22 protein-coding genes are annotated in these 17,242 nt (G+C 64.4%); 11 read left to right on the top strand and 11 right to left on the bottom strand.

The genetic code is table 11. From position 1 onward, the window contains the following. The first annotated feature begins 349 nt into the window (after positions 1–349). Complete coding sequence (locus ACFWFP_RS31425) at positions 350–1,975, top strand: hypothetical protein (RefSeq protein ID WP_379301138.1); 1,626 nt, start codon at positions 350–352, stop codon at positions 1,973–1,975. 30 nt (positions 1,976–2,005) lie between these two features. On the opposite strand, the gene ACFWFP_RS31420 is transcribed toward ACFWFP_RS31425, so the two are convergent. Then, entirely contained in the window at positions 2,006–3,196 is a 1,191-nt protein-coding gene (locus ACFWFP_RS31420; RefSeq protein WP_379301136.1) for a hypothetical protein, read from the bottom strand. 285 nt (positions 3,197–3,481) lie between these two features. On the opposite strand from ACFWFP_RS31420, the gene ACFWFP_RS31415 reads away from it, so the two are divergent. From ACFWFP_RS31415 to ACFWFP_RS31400, 4 genes are all read left to right on the top strand, one after another. After that, on the top strand, positions 3,482–4,300 hold the full coding sequence (locus ACFWFP_RS31415; protein WP_379301134.1) for a hypothetical protein: 819 nt from the start codon (positions 3,482–3,484) through the stop codon (positions 4,298–4,300). Positions 4,301–4,370: 70 nt separating this feature from the next. Then, on the top strand, positions 4,371–5,441 hold the full coding sequence (locus tag ACFWFP_RS31410; protein WP_379301132.1) for a hypothetical protein: 1,071 nt from the start codon (positions 4,371–4,373) through the stop codon (positions 5,439–5,441). Positions 5,442–5,615: 174 nt separating this feature from the next. Beyond that, entirely contained in the window at positions 5,616–5,774 is a 159-nt protein-coding gene (locus tag ACFWFP_RS31405) for a hypothetical protein (protein ID WP_379301130.1), read from the top strand. After that, complete coding sequence (locus tag ACFWFP_RS31400) at positions 5,729–6,601, top strand: hypothetical protein (RefSeq protein WP_379301128.1); 873 nt, start codon at positions 5,729–5,731, stop codon at positions 6,599–6,601. Before ACFWFP_RS31405 ends, ACFWFP_RS31400 begins: the two co-directional genes overlap by 46 nt. A gap of 89 nt (positions 6,602–6,690) precedes the next feature. On the opposite strand, the gene ACFWFP_RS31395 is transcribed toward ACFWFP_RS31400, so the two are convergent. The 8 genes from ACFWFP_RS31395 to ACFWFP_RS31360 all read right to left on the bottom strand — a co-directional run bounded on the left by ACFWFP_RS31395 (position 6,691) and on the right by ACFWFP_RS31360 (position 10,859). Continuing rightward, complete coding sequence (locus tag ACFWFP_RS31395) at positions 6,691–7,107, bottom strand: NUDIX domain-containing protein (RefSeq protein ID WP_379301126.1); 417 nt, start codon at positions 7,105–7,107, stop codon at positions 6,691–6,693. Further along, positions 7,100–8,032 carry a formylglycine-generating enzyme family protein gene (locus ACFWFP_RS31390; protein WP_379301124.1) on the bottom strand — a complete coding sequence of 311 codons (933 nt, stop codon included), beginning with the start codon at positions 8,030–8,032 and terminating at the stop codon, positions 7,100–7,102. The genes ACFWFP_RS31395 and ACFWFP_RS31390 overlap by 8 nt, the downstream gene beginning before the upstream one ends. Positions 8,033–8,034: 2 nt before the next feature. After that, complete coding sequence (locus tag ACFWFP_RS31385) at positions 8,035–8,322, bottom strand: hypothetical protein (RefSeq protein WP_379301122.1); 288 nt, start codon at positions 8,320–8,322, stop codon at positions 8,035–8,037. Then, the gene (locus ACFWFP_RS31380) at positions 8,319–9,278 is read right to left on the bottom strand and encodes an NAD-dependent epimerase/dehydratase family protein (protein ID WP_379301120.1); all 960 of its coding nucleotides are present in this window, start codon (positions 9,276–9,278) and stop codon (positions 8,319–8,321) included. Before ACFWFP_RS31380 ends, ACFWFP_RS31385 begins: the two co-directional genes overlap by 4 nt. Then, positions 9,266–9,478, bottom strand: a complete 213-nt coding sequence (locus tag ACFWFP_RS31375) for a hypothetical protein (protein WP_379301118.1) — start codon at positions 9,476–9,478, stop codon at positions 9,266–9,268. Before ACFWFP_RS31375 ends, ACFWFP_RS31380 begins: the two co-directional genes overlap by 13 nt. Further along, positions 9,475–9,666, bottom strand: coding sequence for a hypothetical protein (locus tag ACFWFP_RS31370; RefSeq protein WP_379301116.1), 192 nt, complete (start codon positions 9,664–9,666; stop codon positions 9,475–9,477). The genes ACFWFP_RS31375 and ACFWFP_RS31370 overlap by 4 nt, the downstream gene beginning before the upstream one ends. Positions 9,667–9,684: 18 nt before the next feature. Continuing rightward, a complete protein-coding gene (locus ACFWFP_RS31365; RefSeq protein ID WP_379301114.1) occupies positions 9,685–10,569 on the bottom strand; it encodes a hypothetical protein in 885 nt (294 codons plus the stop codon). A 110-nt stretch (positions 10,570–10,679) separates the two neighbouring features. Further along, entirely contained in the window at positions 10,680–10,859 is a 180-nt protein-coding gene (locus ACFWFP_RS31360; RefSeq protein WP_379301112.1) for a hypothetical protein, read from the bottom strand. A gap of 291 nt (positions 10,860–11,150) precedes the next feature. Between ACFWFP_RS31360 and ACFWFP_RS31355 the strand changes: the two genes are divergently transcribed. The 3 genes from ACFWFP_RS31355 (at position 11,151) to ACFWFP_RS31345 (ending at position 13,611) form a co-directional block, all read left to right on the top strand. Further along, positions 11,151–12,467, top strand: coding sequence for a hypothetical protein (locus tag ACFWFP_RS31355; RefSeq protein WP_379301110.1), 1,317 nt, complete (start codon positions 11,151–11,153; stop codon positions 12,465–12,467). Between the two features lie 15 nt (positions 12,468–12,482). After that, positions 12,483–12,755 carry a hypothetical protein gene (locus tag ACFWFP_RS31350; protein ID WP_379301108.1) on the top strand — a complete coding sequence of 91 codons (273 nt, stop codon included), beginning with the start codon at positions 12,483–12,485 and terminating at the stop codon, positions 12,753–12,755. 253 nt (positions 12,756–13,008) lie between these two features. After that, entirely contained in the window at positions 13,009–13,611 is a 603-nt protein-coding gene (locus ACFWFP_RS31345) for a hypothetical protein (RefSeq protein WP_379301106.1), read from the top strand. 58 nt (positions 13,612–13,669) lie between these two features. On the opposite strand, the gene ACFWFP_RS31340 is transcribed toward ACFWFP_RS31345, so the two are convergent. Both ACFWFP_RS31340 and ACFWFP_RS31335 read right to left on the bottom strand, forming a co-directional pair. Further along, positions 13,670–14,086: a hypothetical protein gene (locus tag ACFWFP_RS31340; protein ID WP_379301104.1), complete on the bottom strand. Its 417-nt coding sequence runs from the start codon at positions 14,084–14,086 to the stop codon at positions 13,670–13,672. Continuing rightward, a complete protein-coding gene (locus ACFWFP_RS31335; RefSeq protein ID WP_379301102.1) occupies positions 14,083–14,613 on the bottom strand; it encodes a hypothetical protein in 531 nt (176 codons plus the stop codon). Before ACFWFP_RS31335 ends, ACFWFP_RS31340 begins: the two co-directional genes overlap by 4 nt. A 133-nt stretch (positions 14,614–14,746) precedes the next feature. Here ACFWFP_RS31335 and ACFWFP_RS31330 point away from each other — a divergent pair, with 133 nt between their 5' ends. From ACFWFP_RS31330 to ACFWFP_RS31320, 3 genes are all read left to right on the top strand, one after another. Beyond that, entirely contained in the window at positions 14,747–15,472 is a 726-nt protein-coding gene (locus tag ACFWFP_RS31330; protein ID WP_379301100.1) for a hypothetical protein, read from the top strand. 186 nt (positions 15,473–15,658) lie between these two features. Continuing rightward, on the top strand, positions 15,659–15,952 hold the full coding sequence (locus ACFWFP_RS31325) for a hypothetical protein (RefSeq protein WP_379301098.1): 294 nt from the start codon (positions 15,659–15,661) through the stop codon (positions 15,950–15,952). Continuing rightward, positions 15,949–16,998: a zeta toxin family protein gene (locus ACFWFP_RS31320; protein WP_379301096.1), complete on the top strand. Its 1,050-nt coding sequence runs from the start codon at positions 15,949–15,951 to the stop codon at positions 16,996–16,998. The genes ACFWFP_RS31325 and ACFWFP_RS31320 overlap by 4 nt, the downstream gene beginning before the upstream one ends. The last annotated feature ends 244 nt before the right edge of the window (positions 16,999–17,242 follow it).

The raw sequence follows: 17,242 nt of genomic DNA, 5'->3' as shown, positions 1-17,242 counted from the left end.
GTGTGGCCGACGAGGTCGGATTCGTTGACTGGTATAGCACAGTCATGACACACTTATAACACTTGGCCGATGGGCAACCGGACGTCCTCGGCGAAGAACCCCCGCCAAGCCGAAAGGTCGCCAGATCCGATCACCTGGTCGGGACTGGAAACCCCCAACGAGGAGAAACCCGTTGTCCACCAGTACTTCCCGGCCGGAGCCATCCGCGCAGCCCACCACCGACACATCCGCTACACCCCGAATGGGACCACTACCGCCACAGCTGGGAGTGCCCAACGGCTACGGCCAGCGCTTCCACCGCCTGCTCGCCGTGACCGCCGTCAATAGGGCACATCACGATAGGACGCGGATGGCCGATCTCGGCGAAGCGGCAATCCGAAGAGATCACGCCGCTGATCACGAACTGCTGAGCGCCGACATCCCCTGGCCGAATCGTGCTGCACTGCAAGGCGTGCTGACCGCAGCCCTGGTCTGGCGTGACCAGGACGAATTGGCGGCGCCGCGCGTCGAGGAGATCTCCACACACCTCGCCAACTCCTGGGGCGTGATCATCGACGCCGACGACCTGACCGCCGACATCGATCCGAACTTCGATCCGATGCCGCTACAAGACTTCGATGACGCCGCCTGCCTACTCGCCCGCGAAACAGCCGTGCTCGAAATCGTCGCTGCCGCACCGATGCCCGACGATACACGCACGACCGTGCTGGATGCGCTCGAGGAATGGCGGGGAGCTGGCATCGATCCGGCCGATCCGCGCGCTCACATCCTCGATCGACCCACGCGCGACGCCCAGCTCTACACCAGATTGACCACCGCAGCACTGCCGCCCGACGTCCGAAAGAACGTTGAATTCACCATCGCCTACCTGTCCAACGATGTCTCAGCGCTCGATCTACTTGAGACCCCTGTCATGGTCGATCCCCGAGTAGAAGCACGCGGTCGGATGCGGGGTTTGCTCCACAAATTCGCCGAGGGACGCATGCCCGCCGAATGGATGACAGAAGAAGTTGCAGTCCTGTCCCCGGCAGATCAGGAGATTGTGCGCGACATCGGCCGAGCGATAAAGACTCGCCGGCCTGTGGATCTGTCGTCGCTGTGGGCAGATCATCCGGATCGAGAGTCCTTGAAGAGCAAGATCGAGAGCTACGCTCTCGATCTTGGTCACATGGCCGAAGAAGCCAACTACATTGCTGAAGAACCCCTTGCCCCAGAGAACTACCGATCACTCGGCGTGGACGACGACATCGAGGTTCGGTTCGAGCGGATGGCACAAACTCACGACGAGTTGGTTGCCGAGCTCGACACTGCGGGCTTGACCCGCATCGAGCACGCGCAACTCAAGGCGGTCGTCGACGACCTCGATGCCGGTCAGATCCTCAGCCAGGACGATTTGCCCGAGCTGCTCTGGGTCGATGAGCGCACCAAGGCCGAGGTTGACGAACGGCGAACCAGCGATCTTGGCGCCGAGGTCTGCTACACGATGCGACGCGAGGCGCACGATCGCGTACACGACAGTGACAAAACCATTGACGTATCGAGCAAAACCTCGAGCCAGGCCGAGAAGGCGCTGCAGGCCCTCGGCAACACGCTGTACGACGTGGCCACCAGCGCCATCGAATCTCCCAAGGCGCTTGCACAGCGCCGCGAGAGGTACGCCAAGGAACGGGACAGTCTCACGAAGATTCTCGACCAGGGCGGCGTCGGAAAAGACGTCCAAGCGGTAGTCGAAGGCGTTGTCCACGCCTATGCCACTGAAGCCGGGCGGCTCGGCCGCAGAAACACTGAGCGGGGCAGACAGTGGAAGTCGCGGGGCAGTGACACGGTCGCCGACGAGATCAGCGGCGTCATCGAGGCGTGCCGTGCGCACGCGCCCGCAGCAGCAGCCCGTGGGCATAGCTCAGCACTGCCGCCACCGGGGGGCATGACTGAACTCTCTGTCGAGGCAGAACAGTCACTAGCCATCGGTGATTGACCAGAAGAAGCAGTCAGCCGCCCCCGCTCATTACTCAGTGGGGGCGGCTGACTGCTGTGCGGGGTCCTCTCGGCAAGGACGATCCGGGCCGTGCAGATGGCAATCTCGTCCCCGCATTGCACGGGATCGTGGAGAAAGCCTGGTCAGCGTGCCACGCGCCGCGACAATCTGGTCTGGTCTGGCGGCTTGCGCGCGCGCCTCAGCCAGACTGATCAACGCGTATGCCCGCCCAACTATCAGCCGGTCGTCGATCAGTCGAACAGCTGACTCCGCTGCCGCCACACCCGCAGCGGCATCACCCAACTGGACCAAACACCTCGCGCGCATCGCCGCGCAAAGACCGCCACTGAAGAACGGCACAAGCGTGCTCGGACGGCGCGATTGATCCGCCAACGACTGGGCTCTCGCCAGATGCTCACCCGCCTCGCCGGCCGCGCCACCAGCGATCGCGACCTTCGCAGCGATGGCGGCGCAATAAGAACCTAAGAGCAGATCCGAGGTCTTCGCCGACCACGCCATCGCCGCGGCCGCGTGATCGGCCGCAAAATGAAGCGGGCCGCTGGCGAGCTCGAGCCGTGCCATGTTCGCCAGCACGAGCGCAGCCAGGGCCCAATCCCCGCCCGTGTGCGCATCGGCCCGGCTGCATTGGTAGAGCTGCACAGCCTGGGTATAGTCACCGCGATCGTAGGCAGCCCAGCCCAACTCGCGCGCGATCCGGCCACGCGCTGAGCTCATGCGCGCGTGAAGCCGCGGCGGACACTGCGGCATCAGCACATCGTCAACGAAGTCGAGCTGAGCGGCGAACGTGGGCGTCGTCGCGCGCGCACCGAACATCGCGGCGTGCTGACCCGTGGCAATGACTGTTGCCTCAACCGCACGGACGACATTGTCGTCGAGGCAGTTCCAGCCGAGCGTCGACATCGTCTGCTCGATATCGGATTGACCGGAAACGGCTTGTGACCGACAAGTTCCGCCTTCGCGCGCGGCGCGATCCACCGCCGCCTCGAACCGTTTCCGCTGATCGGTGGTCAGCCGAGTCAGCACCGTGTCCATCGCCGCGGACATCTCCAGGTCCAACTCGGCCGCGTCGCCGCGACGCTCCCATTTGTAGACCGCGTCCTTGCTGCAGCCGAGCATCTCGCTCAGCGCGAGCTGAGTACATCGCAACGCGGCTACCCGAACCGCTTTGACCTCGGTCCCGGTCCATCGGTCGACAACCACACCCCGATCCTTTCAGCCGACTACCGCCAGCCTACGTCGGTACGACACCAGTCCGATTGGAGTCAGTCGACCCATGACTCTGGTCCGCCAAGACTCGAACATGCCGCAGCGCAACCACATTGACGGAATCGACACCGATCGAAAGCGACTCCATGCCCCTGTTCTTCCAGATCATCTTGTTCCTGGCCCTCATGAGCGGCGCCGGATCATCCGCGTCCTGACCCGCCTCCGGTGCCGGCGAGCGCCCATCGCAGAGCCAGAACTGACACTCGAAACGAGGACACATTGACAACCACCCCGGCGCAGGAGCGAAGCCACCGCGAGCTCGACTCCCACCACGCCGAGCTGATCCGCGCGACATTGCCACTGGTCACCGAACAACTCGACCGGATCACCGAGACCTTCTACCGCCGCCTATTCGGCGCCCACCCCGAACTGATCCGGGATCTGTTCAACCGAGAACACCAGCTCACCGGTCGGCAACCCCGCGCGCTCGCCGCCGCAGTCACCACCTTCGCCGCCGCGGTCACCGACCCCACCAAGACCCGTCCGACCGCGATGCTGAACCACATCGCCGCCAAGCACGTCTCGCTCGGTGTCACCGCCGGTCAGTACGCCACCGTCTACGAGCACCTGTTCGCCGCGATCGTCGAAGTTCTCGAGCCCGACGCCGTCACCAGCGCAGTCAAAGACGCATGGAGCCAGCTGTATTGGATGCTCGCCGAGGCACTCATCGGGCGTGAGACCGCTCTCTACGACCAGCACGGCTACCGCCCGCAGCAGATGTTCATCCCCGCCACCGTGCAGGAGAGAACGACATCTCGCGCCAACCTGACCGAGTTCACGATCAGCGCGGCCGACCTCGACCGGGCCCTGCCCACTCCCCTGCCGGGCCAAGCCGTGACCATCAGGGTGACCATGGCCGACGGCGCCCGCCAGCACCGCCAATTCCGGGTCGTCGCAACCCCCGAGCCCGGACGGATCACCTTCGCGGTCAAGCACATCCCGGCTGGGATCTGGCCAGTCGGCGAGATCGCCATCCACATGATCGACCACATCCACACCGGCGACACCGTCGAGGTGTCGATGCACACCGTCCGCTGACCACGGCCTCCCACGTGGCCGGCGCGCTACGCCTGAATCTCCCCAGAGGAGCTGACGCAGGAGCAAAACGATGACCAGACCGATCGACCGATCGACGCTGCGACAGCAGCAGCGGCAAGCCGCAGCCGAAAGCCGCGCCGAACTCGAAAATATTCGCCGCGCTATCACCTCCGCGGTGCAACAGCACCACCAGCATGTCCGCACCTACCCCGATATCACCGACCTGGCCCGCGTCCGAGGACTGCTCCGGCAGATGACCGCGATCGAGCGGCGCATCAACGCGACCACAACGCTGTCCGAAACCGAACGCGGGCGCGCGATCTCAGCGCTTCGGAACGCGCATTATGCTCCGCACAAGCCGCTGGGCCCGATCTTCCAATCGGAGGCGAAGTGGCGCGAGCTGTACAAAGACAAGCTGGGCTACCACAACCTCAAGGCACGCGCCGAGGCATTCCTGTCCAGGGTCAGGCTCGGGATGCTCAGCCCCAGCGATCTCCGTCGCCTGCAGCGCTGGGAACAGCTACACCAGGAGCGGGCCGAACAGCGGGCGAGCCGACCCGTTGCCAGCAGGGCCCCAGCACTGGACAATCCGTTCGCAGGCAAACCGTGGAATCGTGCAGAAGCTGTCCAATTCGGACCCGCCCAGAGTCGCGACCAGCTACGCGAGTGGTTCGCCGAACTGCCGACCCTACTTCGCGAGCATCCTGACACCGGGCGCGAGAACATCATGCGCACGATGTACAACATCGAACGCAGCGCACACCTGAGCACCGCCGAGCGCGGCCGTGCCACCGACGTCCTCAATGCCATCGTCCAGACCGCGCGAGAGGGAAAGCCGTTCGACCGCGATCCATGGGACCTTGTCGTCGCGTCCTGGGAGTTCCATGCCTGGGAGCAATCCGGAGGCGCACAACCCAGCCATGACATCGGGCAGACGCCTGAGATCGCAGCAGCCGACCACGACCGCACGACCGGGGTGGCCGTGCCCGCCGAGATCATCGACGCGATGAGAGCGGTCGGACAGGCCACCAACCCCGACCGGCCCGCACTCGGCCGCCAGCGCGATCCCCTCGCACACGACCCGAACCAACCGGCCATGACGGCGGCCGCCGAAAGTGGCGCCTCCGTCGGCGCCGAATAGGCGCCAGTTCCAGTTGTCCAAGCCTCTGGATTGCCTTTGTCGATCCGAGACAGAGATGTAGACCTGTCCGATCAGGCGTAAGATCAAATACGAAAAGTATTGGCTCAGTGAATGTTTCAATGAATTCATTGAGCTGATTGGGAGAAGTTTCCGGAGAAACAATGGAGGAATCCGATGGAATCGGACGAGACGCCGCTGACTCAAGCCCAGCGAGAAGACTTCTGGCGGCGGGAGGCCGGGTGGAGCCTGGACCTCAGCGAGGCGGAGCGGCAGAGAATCGAGCAGAAGTGGCCCGACCGGGCGATCCGGATGGCGGAGAGCTTCGGGTACTGAAATTCGGCGATCGGGATATTCACCCCATCGCCGCTCATTCTCTCACCGCGGCTGACGCTGCTCGGCTGCAGGCGCGGGGCAACCAGACCCCTACCGTCTACGAGCTGCATCAGCGCGACGCAGACGCCTACTATCACCAGTTCCAGGAGGCGATCCGGGGGAACCCTTTCGCCGAGGTCCTCGTCGACCGCGGACTCGACAGCTACCAAGCGGCGGACACACGGTTGTTCGTCACCGACGATCTCCGGGCCGGCGGCGCGATCTTCGGTCGCGAGCTTGGGTCGTTGTTCTCCCTCGGCGACACCTACAAAGGCGTCAGCCGAACGCTGACGCAGGTCAGAGTCGATAGTGGTGGGGACACCATCATCTGCCGCGGGACCAAGCTCCGATCGCTAAACGAGGGATCTGGGTTCCTCGCTGTTGCGGAAACGCCAGGACCGCAATTGAAGATCGACCTGCCCGGTGATCACGGCAAGCTGTCGATCATGGTCTTCGACCCTGGAGCGGTCAAAGAAGGCCTCCACGAGACACTCCAACCCGTCCTCGTTCACTCGAAGACCGCAGGCAAGGCAGCAGCGGCGCACTACTTGCAGCTGCTACACGACGAAGGACGCCCGGCGGCCCTGGCGCACCTCGAGTCCGTGCGTGACGCGGCACGCGCGTCGACCACGACGATCGAAGGTGTCGACCTGGGGGCACTTCGCGCAGCCGGATTCGGATCCGATCGCATCAAGCCACTGAAAACAACCACAGCCTCCCCCTCGCCTCCTCCTGTCGCCGACCCCGGCTCTGGCCCTGCAGTCGAGGCCGCTGGGCTCGGTGAGTAGCCTTCGCTGGCTCGGCATACACAGAGTTCAGCCGCGCCGACTACATCGACGCGGCTGAACTCCAGATCGAGATTGGTGAGCCATCGGCCTCAGTTCGTCACGGAGGACCGATCCAACTCGGCGAAGTAGTCAAGCAACATCTCATTTTCCTCGAACCCGAGCTCAGTCGCCTCGATTTCCGCCGCGGTGAACCACTTGAGCATCTGTCCCTCGGTGAGCGTCGTCGTGCTCAGGTCGAGGTCGAGTCGGGTTTGGAAGGTGTGCTCTCGTAGCCCCCAGTGCCTGTCGCGGGTCATGTAGTGATGGACGGCATCTGGATTGAGCACGACCTTGATCTCTTCCTCGATTTCGCGGATGACGCATTCGAGGGGAGACTCACCGGGCTCGCGGTATCCGCCCAACAGTGCCCACATGCCAGGGCATGGAATGGTGGGCTTTTCGTCACGCAGGAATAACAGGATCTGATTGGCGGCGTTGCGGATGATGATGTTCGAGCCCTCAGCCATGATGCTCCTTGTTGTGTGAGTCCTCAGTGGAATCAGTCGGTGGCGGCGCATCGGCCGCGCACCGGAATCCCAGGTCGAATGCGGCGTATTCTGGGATGCCGCAGATGCGTTCGCTTGTGCGGGTTTGCCAACGCATCATCTTCCACGATCCGCCACGCGCGACCTTGAAGCCGAGCCGCCCGGCCGCGGCGTAGCTCGGATCCGTGCAGGCTGCCGCGTACGGGTGATAGATCGTTGCGGTCCATTCGGTGACTTGCCCGGCCATATCCAGGATGCCGAACGGCGAAGCGAAATCCCGGAACTGCCCGACCGGGGTGGTGGCTGGCGCCGCGCCGTTAGCTCGCCAGTGCGATGCGTACCAGGACTTCCAGTCCGCCAGCGTGCGCAGTTCGGCGCCCGCCCAATATTCGGCGGTGTTGGCGGCCTCGGGTGACCATGTCGATCCCCACGGCCAGGCACTCCAGGTTGGTCCGTGCGCAGCGGCCTCCCACTCGACTTCGGTGGGCAGCCGCTTGCTCGCCCACCGGGCGTACGCCGAGGCGTCGGCATGGTCGACGTGCACGACCGGGTGATCGGGGCGGTCGGCCACTGCGTCTATGTCGTGGCTGGGTCGCCGCCAGGACACCCCGGGCAGCGTGTCCCAATACGCCGGGCCGTAGACCAGGCCCTCCCGACGGCGCTCGGTGGCGGTCATCCATCCGGTGTCGTCAGCGAACGCCGCGAACTCGGCGTTGGTGACCGGTGTTCGATCGAGCCAGAATCCGGCCGTGATCTCGAGGTGCTGTGGTCCTTCGTCGTCGAACCAGGTCCGCGGGTAGTGCTGTTCGTCGCCGATCGCGGCGAGGTGATGCTCCGGCGAACCGATTTCGGTGTTTCCGCCGGTGATCCATACCATTCCGTCGGCGAGAGTGCTGGTGGAGCTCATTCTCATCCGCCCATGAACGCCGAGAGCAGTGACACCTCGTGCTGGGGCGCGGTGAACCGCCAGTCCAGGCCTTCGGATGTGCTGACGCGCTGGTCGTCGACGGCGACCACCGCGCAGCGCGGGATCTTGCCCTGGGTGTCGAGGACCCGGTCCGCTACTTCGGGGCACTGCGCCGAGAGCCACCGCAGCGCCTCGCCGAGCGTGTCGGCCGAGCAGGTAAGGCCCGTGAGGTCGCGTTTGGCGACGGTGCTCCAGTTCGTCGGCAAAACGAACCGCACCTCGGCGCTCACGCCGCCACCTCGAACGCGGCGGGACCAGCCTGGTGTGCCCGCATCCAATCCAGGGTGCGGGCGAGACCTTCGTCCAACGACACTCGCGGCTCCCAGTTCAGCACCACGTCGGCACGGCACATGTCGGGGCATCGTGACGGGGCGTCCTGGGCGCGGCCCTCGGTCACTTCCACCGAGCCCGCGCCCGCCAGCTCGATGATCTTGGTGGCGAGGTCCAGGATCGACACTTCCTCTTGACTGCCGACATTGACCGGGCCGAAGGTGTCGTGTTCGAGCATCGAGCAGATCGCGGTCACGGCGTCGGCGACGTAGAGCAGGCTGCGAGTTTGGGTGCCGCCGTGCAGATGCAGGGTCTCACCGGCCAGCGCCGCCGAGCAGAAGGCGGGAACCACCCGGGAGTCGCCGCCCCACATGCCGGGCCCGTAGACGTTGAATGGCCGGATCACCCCGGCGCGGACATTGTGGGCGCGGTGGAAGTTGACCGCGGCCGCCTCGGTGAACATCTTGGCGATTTCGTACGCGCTGCGCGGTCCGATCGGGTCGATCGCGCCGCGGGAGGACTCCACCTGCGGGTGTTCGGCGGTGTCGCCGTAGACATCGCTGGATGAGGCCAGGATGATCCGCGCGCCGGTGGCCGCCGCGCACGTCAGTGCGTTCATCGAGCCAGCCGATCCGGCCCGCAGGGTCTCGATAGGCATCGACATGTACATCGCGGGCGCGGCAGGACAAGCCAGGTGAACGATCGAATCGACGTCTCCGAGATCGTCGAACGCTGACCGGTCAGTGACGTCGGCGATGCGCAGAGTCACATTCGGATTGGTTTCGGTCTCCGCCAGATTCGCGCGGAATCCGGTCGACAGGTTGTCGATCACCGTGACCTTGCCTCCGTCTACGGCGAGCTTTCTGGCCAGATGACTGCCGATCAACCCGGCGCCGCCGGTGATTACCGTGTGCATGGTGACTCCTCCTTGAGTTCGGTATCGGGATAGGACGACTGGGATTCGGTGGAATCCAGTGGTGCGCCGGCGGGTGCCTGTAGGCCCGCGACGACGCGGCGCAAGAAGACGGGGTCGGTGACGTAGTAGAAGCCCGGCGTCGCCTCGTCGATGTCTCGGGGTTCCCGCCGGGGAAGGTCGGGGTGGTCGTGATCGGTCATGCTTCGTAGAGCTCGTGGCAGGGCAGCACAGACAGCGTTTTCGACACCGCCGCATCCACGGTGACCAGGATCTTGTCGTCCCATTGCCGCATTGCCGTGGTGAACGCGGCGGCAGCAGTTCGACTGGCCCGGTAATAGAAGACCGGGCCCACCGTGTTGGTTGTCGGTGCCGGAAACGCGACGCTCACCCGTACATCCATCACCGCTCACCGCCGCGCTAATGCAGCCGTGGGAGTGGTGGTTTCACGGTTCGCGCCGATCAGCGGGATCTCGCAGCGGGTCGAGGTTCCGCTGCCGTAGCGCGACCGGGTCACGCGGCCGCCGTGGCACGCGGCGTGTATGGCGGGGTGCGGTGGTTTGTCGACGAAGTCGCGGGAATCCAGGCAGGTGATCGCCAGCACCGCTTTGGACGCGTCGTGGTGGATGAAGATGGTGAGGGTGTGGTCTTGGCCGGAGAGGTGGTCGGCTTCGGTGACCGTGCCGACCAGCTCCCGCATAAGGATGTCGACCGTGTCGATCATGTGGCCGAGCGTGGCCCGTGCTAGTCGAGTCCGGGTGTTGATCCGGACGATTTCCTCGGCCAAGGGCACTGGTGCGACTTGGAATTCACCGATGAGCTGTTCGCCGGCCGCGGCGACAGCGGGTACCTGCTCGGCGGCGCTGGCATCGAGCACGCTGATGTGGGGCTGGAGTTTGGCGAGCCGTTCCATCACCTGCCGGCGTGGGATGTCGAGTCCCTCGAGATGGTTCATGCTCGGCACGACCAGATAGCCACCACGACCCGCAGATTCGATGTCGGCTACGGCGGTCCACAGCACTGTCGAGCTGGCCGGTGCGCCGCGGAACGGGCGTAGGTCGATCTGCTCGCGGTTGGCGAGGCTGGTCAACGTGGGGATTAGGCGACTCTCGTGTCGGTGGTCCAGGTGCTGCATCAGCGAATACAGCGCGTTGGCCTTCGGGGCGGGCTCTTGACGTACGTCGGTGAGAACGCCCTCGGCGGCCAGCGCGCACTGGCGCAGCTGATGTTCGACGAGCAGGAGATCGTCGCGACGAACCAGCGCGCACCGCAGATAGCCGATCATCCTGGTCATCGCCGGATCCTCACGCCGCGATCGATCGCGCGGCATGGTGGCGCCCCAGCGAAAAGTGCGTGTCCGAACAGGATTTGGGCGATCACCACTACCTCCTAGTCCGCCAGGACTCAGTCGTCGAGCTCGGCGGAGAAATGTGCTTGAGCGGCCAGGAACCGACGGCATTCCGGCCCGTGAGCGGCATGGAGTTGCATGACCGCGTAGGACTCGTCGTGGCCTGTGAATCCGGCAGGGTCCGTGCTGCAATCGCGGTGGGTGACCTCGCACAGCGAAAAGTCGAGCTTTCGCACAACGCCTCCTCGGATCGCCAGGAACTGCTGGAACGTGCTCGGCGTCGTTGCGCAGCCCGAGACCGTCTCGAAGCTGTCTGGGCGCGTCGGTGTTTGCCGTCAATACGGGGGGATCGATGACATATGCCCGACGCCGAGCACGAGATAAGCGTCACATTCGATACCTGTTGGCCAACAGGGCAAACAACCCCTCAGAATGCCCCCCAAAAAGAGCACGGCACCTTCCCGGGGGGACGAAGGTGCTCGTATCCTGAACACCAGTCGCAGGTCACCTCTTTGGGAAGGTCAACCATGCAGCCGCCGCGCTTGCGGACTCCGAATTCGCTTCTCACGCAACGGATTGCGGAACGCGGTTGGACGCAGCAGGAGACAGCGGACCGAATCAATGCCGCCTATGCCGCGATTCATAGCCGCCCGGGGCGTTACGACGACGAATCCATTCGCCGCCTAGAACGAGGGGATGTCAGTAACCCTCAGCGCCCGTACCGTGTGGCTATCGAGAAAGCGTTCGGCGTGCCGGTGGCGGAGCTGGGATTCCGTAGTCGCCGCGCACGTTCGGCAAACACTGAGGAGGATGACGTGCGGCGGATCGACTTCCTTCGCGGCTTGGCCGCGATGGGGGGGAGCGCTCTGCTGGCCGGCGGACTGCAGGCCACATTGAACGATGCCATCGTGCACACCCCAACACCTCGGCTGATCGGACCAGAACACGTCGAGGAAGTCGCGCGGATCGCCGAAGCCGTGCGCCGCGCCGACAACCTCGGCCACCCGTTCGCATGGGAGGTGATGGCCGCCCAAGTCCGTCGAGCCGTGACGCTGCTGGAGAGTGCCAGTTCGCATACGGTGAACTTGAACCTCAACGCGGCGGTCGCCGCACTGGCCGATGCCGTTGGGTGGGCACATTTCGATGCAGGCCAGCACCGAGCAGCGGACAGATTCTTCCGAATCGCCCTTCACTGCGCCGAGCAAGCAGGATCGTGGTGGCTGCGCGCGGATGTCCTGAGCGACATGGCTCGTCAGGCCATCTACCTCGGCCAAGCCGACGAAGCACTCACCATCCTCGGCGCGGCCAAGGTGCGTGAAGACCGGATCTCAAGCCTGCGCCGGGCGAACCTTGCTGCAGTCCAAGCACGAGCGTTTGGCGCCATCGGGGACGTCCGTGAAACTCTGAGGGCCGTCCGCGACGCTGATGAGCACTTCCATGACGCGGCAGCCGACCGCGACGAGCCCGACTACGACTCGTTTTCCGACTATTTCAGTTTCGCCCAGCTCAATGGCGACACTGCACACGGACTGTTCGGCATCGCCCTCCATGGCCACGCCGTTGACGAGACCCGCCATCGGCTGCGCGTCGCCGCCGACAACTACGGCTCTGACTGGAGCCGATCACGGGCATTCTGCCTCGCGCTCGACGCCGCACTCGCTCTGCGTGGATCGGACCCCGAAGAGGGCGCCGCACTAGGCCAGGCCGCCGTCGCCGCGGCGACAGGCATCGGATCGGCACGCCTAGCTGCGAACCTGGAGGAGATCCACACTGCGGCTGCTACCCATGATCACCCCGAAGTCAAAGCGCTGCGGGCAAAGACCGCATCGCTGATCATTCAATAAGGAAGGACCGGGCCGATGACCGCGATGTACGCAACCAGCGCCGAAGTTCAGCAGGATCTCACCGATCTGTGCAGCACCGTCGGCATTACCATCGAGAACACTGCGCCCGCACTCCTGTACGGGACAGCGACCGAGCCTCGTGTTGCGCTCTCTCAGCTGCGTGACGCGCTGGCCGCCACCATCTACCGCGAGCGCAGCGTCCGAACAGGCGATGAAGAGTCGTACCTGACGGTGTTGGATGCGATAGAGCGCACAACCACGATCAAGATCCGGCGCAACCTCACCTGATCGTCGCAGAATATCTGGCCGACCTCGGGCATCGCTCTGACGAATCGTAGGGTGTCCCTGACCTTAGAGCTGTTGCCGCACACCGAAGGTCGTGTAGGTTCGATCCCGATTCGGCTAAGAGGGGGACACTGTGCGGTTCGTTGTGGGGGTGGCTGTCGCTCTAGTGGTGACGGGGACGATGACGAGTTGCGGAAGCTCTGAGGGCTCGGACTCGGCCGCGGATCGAGATCTCGCTGCTTCTGCAGTCCTTGCCGTGAGCGATCTGCCGAACAAGTGGCCCGCAGTCGGCAGTCCGCAGTCCGGCACGGATCAGGGTGCTGACCAAGGTATCTGGACTCAGGACCTGGTCAAGTGCCTCGCGGTGGACCCGCTTGGTGCAGGCTCCGCTACGGCGTGGGCGACGTCGCCGACTTTCGCCGACTCGCCTTACGGGGCGGGCTCGCGGATCGAGCTGATGACGACAGCGGAGATCGCGAAGGCACGCTTCGATACCCTGAGCAAATCCAATGTCACCGATTGCCTGCAGAAATCGCCAGGGTCGGTCTGGAAGTTGGGTGACCCCGAGCCCACAGATCCCGTCCAGAAGGTAGAGCGGGTCGCCCGGCTGGAATTCCCGCAGATCGGCGACGGGGTCAGCGCTTTTCGCATCAAGGTGGCCAAGTCCCACGCCGCCGGGCAGATCAACGCCGGTAAGTCGTGGACTGCTGTGATCGACCTTGTCATCGTTCGCGCTGGACGATCGCTGGTGCAGATGGCGTTCGGCGGCGGCGGCGGATCCTTGCCCACCGAATGGGAACAGAACATGACTCAGGCGGTTACCGACCGCATCGCGAAGTCGGCTGCGGCTTCGTCTTAGTCGATAGACGCTGTCGCGGCAGGCCGCGAGATGGGTCCGCTGTAACGCCAGTTCAGGCTCAATCGTCCCGGTCAGTGCTGCTCTTGACCACGCGCAGGCGCGGGCGGGGTACCTCGATGCCGAAATTCTCGGCCACCGTGCGGTCCAGGTGCAGCATCCGCTGATCGGTACGGTCTCGGCAGCTCTGGGGGCTGTTCCTGCACACCAGGAACGTCCCGCCGGTGTACGGGTCGTCGAGAATCTCGACCTCACGCTGCAGCGCGAACCAGTCCCGGCCGACGTAGCCCTGGTGGTCCGTCTCGCACAGCACGCAGATCGGCACGGTCCACCCGTGGTCGGACAGCAGTGCGGTCAGCGCCCGGTCTTCGGTTGCGCGGGGTGTGGTCATCCAGCCGCATGTGCACACCGAGCGATGCCGTTTGCCGACCGGCAGGAACCCATTCGGCAGATGAACACGCGCCACAGGGGTGGTCATGAGATCACCTGCGCCCAGCGCTCGTGTGCCGACTGGCGGGTCATCCCTGCCGCCTTGCCGATCGCCTCCCATGACGCACCCTGTCCACGAGCCGACCGCACAGCCTCGGCGAGACGCCGCTGCGCCTCGGCCACCTCGCCGGCGGCGAACTCCACCTCGGCAGTGCCGCGCGTCGGTGCGACGTGGTATTCCCACTCCCGCAGCAACAGGTCCACGCGAAGCTCGGTCAGCATCGCGTCCTTGCTGTAGATCCGCTGCCGTGTCAGATCGTGTTCAGTCGGGTCGGTGACCCGGGTCCACAGCTTGCCGCGCCAGCACTCGCGCCCGTGATGGTTCAGGTCATCGCACATCGGGCGCCACCCCACCACCTCGGCGTCGGGGCGTTCGTGCCATTGCCCGACTGGCAGCATCGCGCCATCAGCGGAGTGCGTCGCGAGCGGGCCCGCCGAGTACGACCCGCCGTACGCCCCATCAGCGAACACGTGCATGACGTAGCCTTCATGCCCGTCGTCTGTCTGCCTACTCATATCAACCCCCAAAGTCTCTGTCAGGATGTCCTGACAGACTATCGGTTGTCAGGACATCCTGACGGCGTTTCAAGCAAGAACCCTTGTCAGCCATGGACTGACAAAGGTTTCATGTCAGTTGTAGACTGACGATATGGAAACGAATGAAGACGACCGATACTCCTACAGCACCGCAGCCCTGGCACGCCTCGTGCTCTGCGATGAACTAAGCGACCTGGCCACCCGTGCCGCCAGCCTTATTTCGACCGAGAGCGATGACGGCTGGCATCCCGGCGAAGTCGTCGAGGCCGCCGCATGTCTGGTCGATCGGGCTCAGTCCGTTCTCGCACGCGCGGTGATCTACGAACGGGAGCGCCACAGCTCCTGGGACTGCATCGGTGAGGCCTTCGACATCTCGCGCCAGTCCGCGCACGCGCGCTACAGCGACGACGTGACCGAATGGAAAGAGGCCCTCCACGAGCCGTTCTACGAACAGACCGGCCGAATCCGCAATCTGAGGCTGCCCGGCGCAGCGTTCCGGCCCACCGAAATCGGCCAACGACTCGACACCTGGGTGTACGAGCACGGCTTCGAGGGCGGAGACCACTCGGTCACCGGCGGACTGCCCGAACTGAGCGTCACCGCGGAACTGGGTCAGGTCCTCGAGGCCATCAACCGGCTGTACCGCAACCCTTTCGACCGCGTCGACAACGACAAGCGCGCCAGAATGCTGGACCGCAAGGCATCGCTACTCGACCGGATCGCCACCGAGGAAAACCGGCCCGAAGCCGTACAGCAGGCGGCCGAAGCGCGCGCGCTGGCCACCGAGCTACGCGCCGACAAGGACGGACGACACCTGCGAGCGGTGGTCGACGAGTAGCAGCTCCCAGGTTCGTCGTCGCGACACCCTTCCCGGGTGCTCAATCGCGGACCCCGAACGCATTGAATGCGATCCACACCAGGAGACTTCGAATCACGAAATAGGCACGGCCACAACGCTTTACAGAAGAATTATCAATACTTGCAGTGCTATCCTTAGCTCAGGAAAACCGACGAAAGGATACAAATGGCCAAGCCGCTGAACAGCCCAATTCCGAAGTCCGTCGACAGTCGATATGAAGTGGCCTTCGAGGCGCTGGGATCTCTGATCGGGATCGCCAGCAACGACGAAGGCGCCGCCAAAATTCGGGCGGCACTGGGCATCCCCCCCACGGCATCCATCGATGCGGTCGTCCGGGATTGGGATACGCGCCGTGACGCGCTTCATCCCGACGATAGCGAGGCCATCGACCAGGTCTTTCGGATCGACGCGCCAATTTTGCGAGCCGCGATCGGTCAGGCATCAGCGAGCGACTCGTGATCAGCTCCAACCCTGCGGACAACCTCCTCGCCCCAGACGAAGCGCAGCGAATTTTCGACAAAGAGATTCTGCCCAGATTGCTTCGAAACGTGAGGGTTGGAGTCGACCGCGAGGAGCGGCCGATCGCCATGCTCCTCACTGCTCAACCGGGGGCAGGGAAAAGCACCATCGCACGGCGCATCCAACAGACGCGGGCGATCAATGATCCCATGGTGTTTTTCGATGCTGACGGATTCCGTCCCTACCACCCGAAATACGCCGAAGCGAAGGCCCATTCCTGGGAAATCGAAGACGCTGTCGTTCTCGGTGACGCCCGCCGCTGGTTCGAGATGGCGTTCGACGCGCTCACCGAGAAGGGCGTCGATTTCATCGCTGAAACCGGGATGAGGCCAGAGGTAGCGGACAGGTATCTCGACCGACTCGCAGATCCGCCAGCACCCACCGAGCCCTACCGGACCGAAGTCGTCATCCTGGCGACATCGCCGGGCGAGAGTCTGCTGGGCATGCTCGATCGCTACAACGAGGCGGTCAAACAGATCGGGTACGGCCGGTACCCAGGCGAGATCGAGCACAATCAGCGACTGTCGCGGCTTCCCGAGCTCGGCGATCAGGTCGACGCCGACCAGCGGATCACCGGCCGCCGGATCTATCGCCGGGACGGCCTCTTCGACTACAACAAGCGCGATCCTGAAACCGGCGCGTGGTCCTCGACTGAACCCACTCGAACCGTCATCGCCCGGGCACAGGAAACACGCCTCACCCTGCCCGAGTCGAGGGTCTTCACGGACAAGCTCGAGCAACTCGCCGTCGACCTCGGACCGGACTGGGCGTCCCAGATCGAGAACGTCAAACAGGCGGCTGCGACGATCATCCATCCCGCAATCTCGATCGACCCCGCCCTGCTGGAAGCGCTGGGCGCCGTGCAGTCGGGCCACGAAGTCGCCCCCGGCCAATCCAGCAGCGAGAAATCGGCGACGGAGCGAGAAGCACCGTTCAGCGATCCCACGGTCGGTTTGGAAGCAGGCGATGCGGGCGCGGGCATATAGGGCCGTCGTGGCAACTGAATCAGTCCGCGACGCAGAGACCGAACCAGAACGGGACCTCGCGTATGAGGTCCCGTTCTGCATGTGGTCGGCCCACCACTAGCGGCTCACATTCATATTGCTGGTCCTTCGCTAGTCGCTGTCGTGTGTTCGATGCAGCTCGCGGCGCCACCGGCGAGTCCTGGGGTGCGCGGTGTGTGGTCCCCCACCGAAGACCGAGTGGCTTTCGCCGCAGGCGCCTGCCGGA

This window comes from Nocardia sp. NPDC060249 (assembly GCF_042728755.1).
GTDB lineage: Bacteria > Actinomycetota > Actinomycetes > Mycobacteriales > Mycobacteriaceae > Nocardia.
This window is presented reverse-complemented; position numbering and strand designations above follow the sequence as displayed.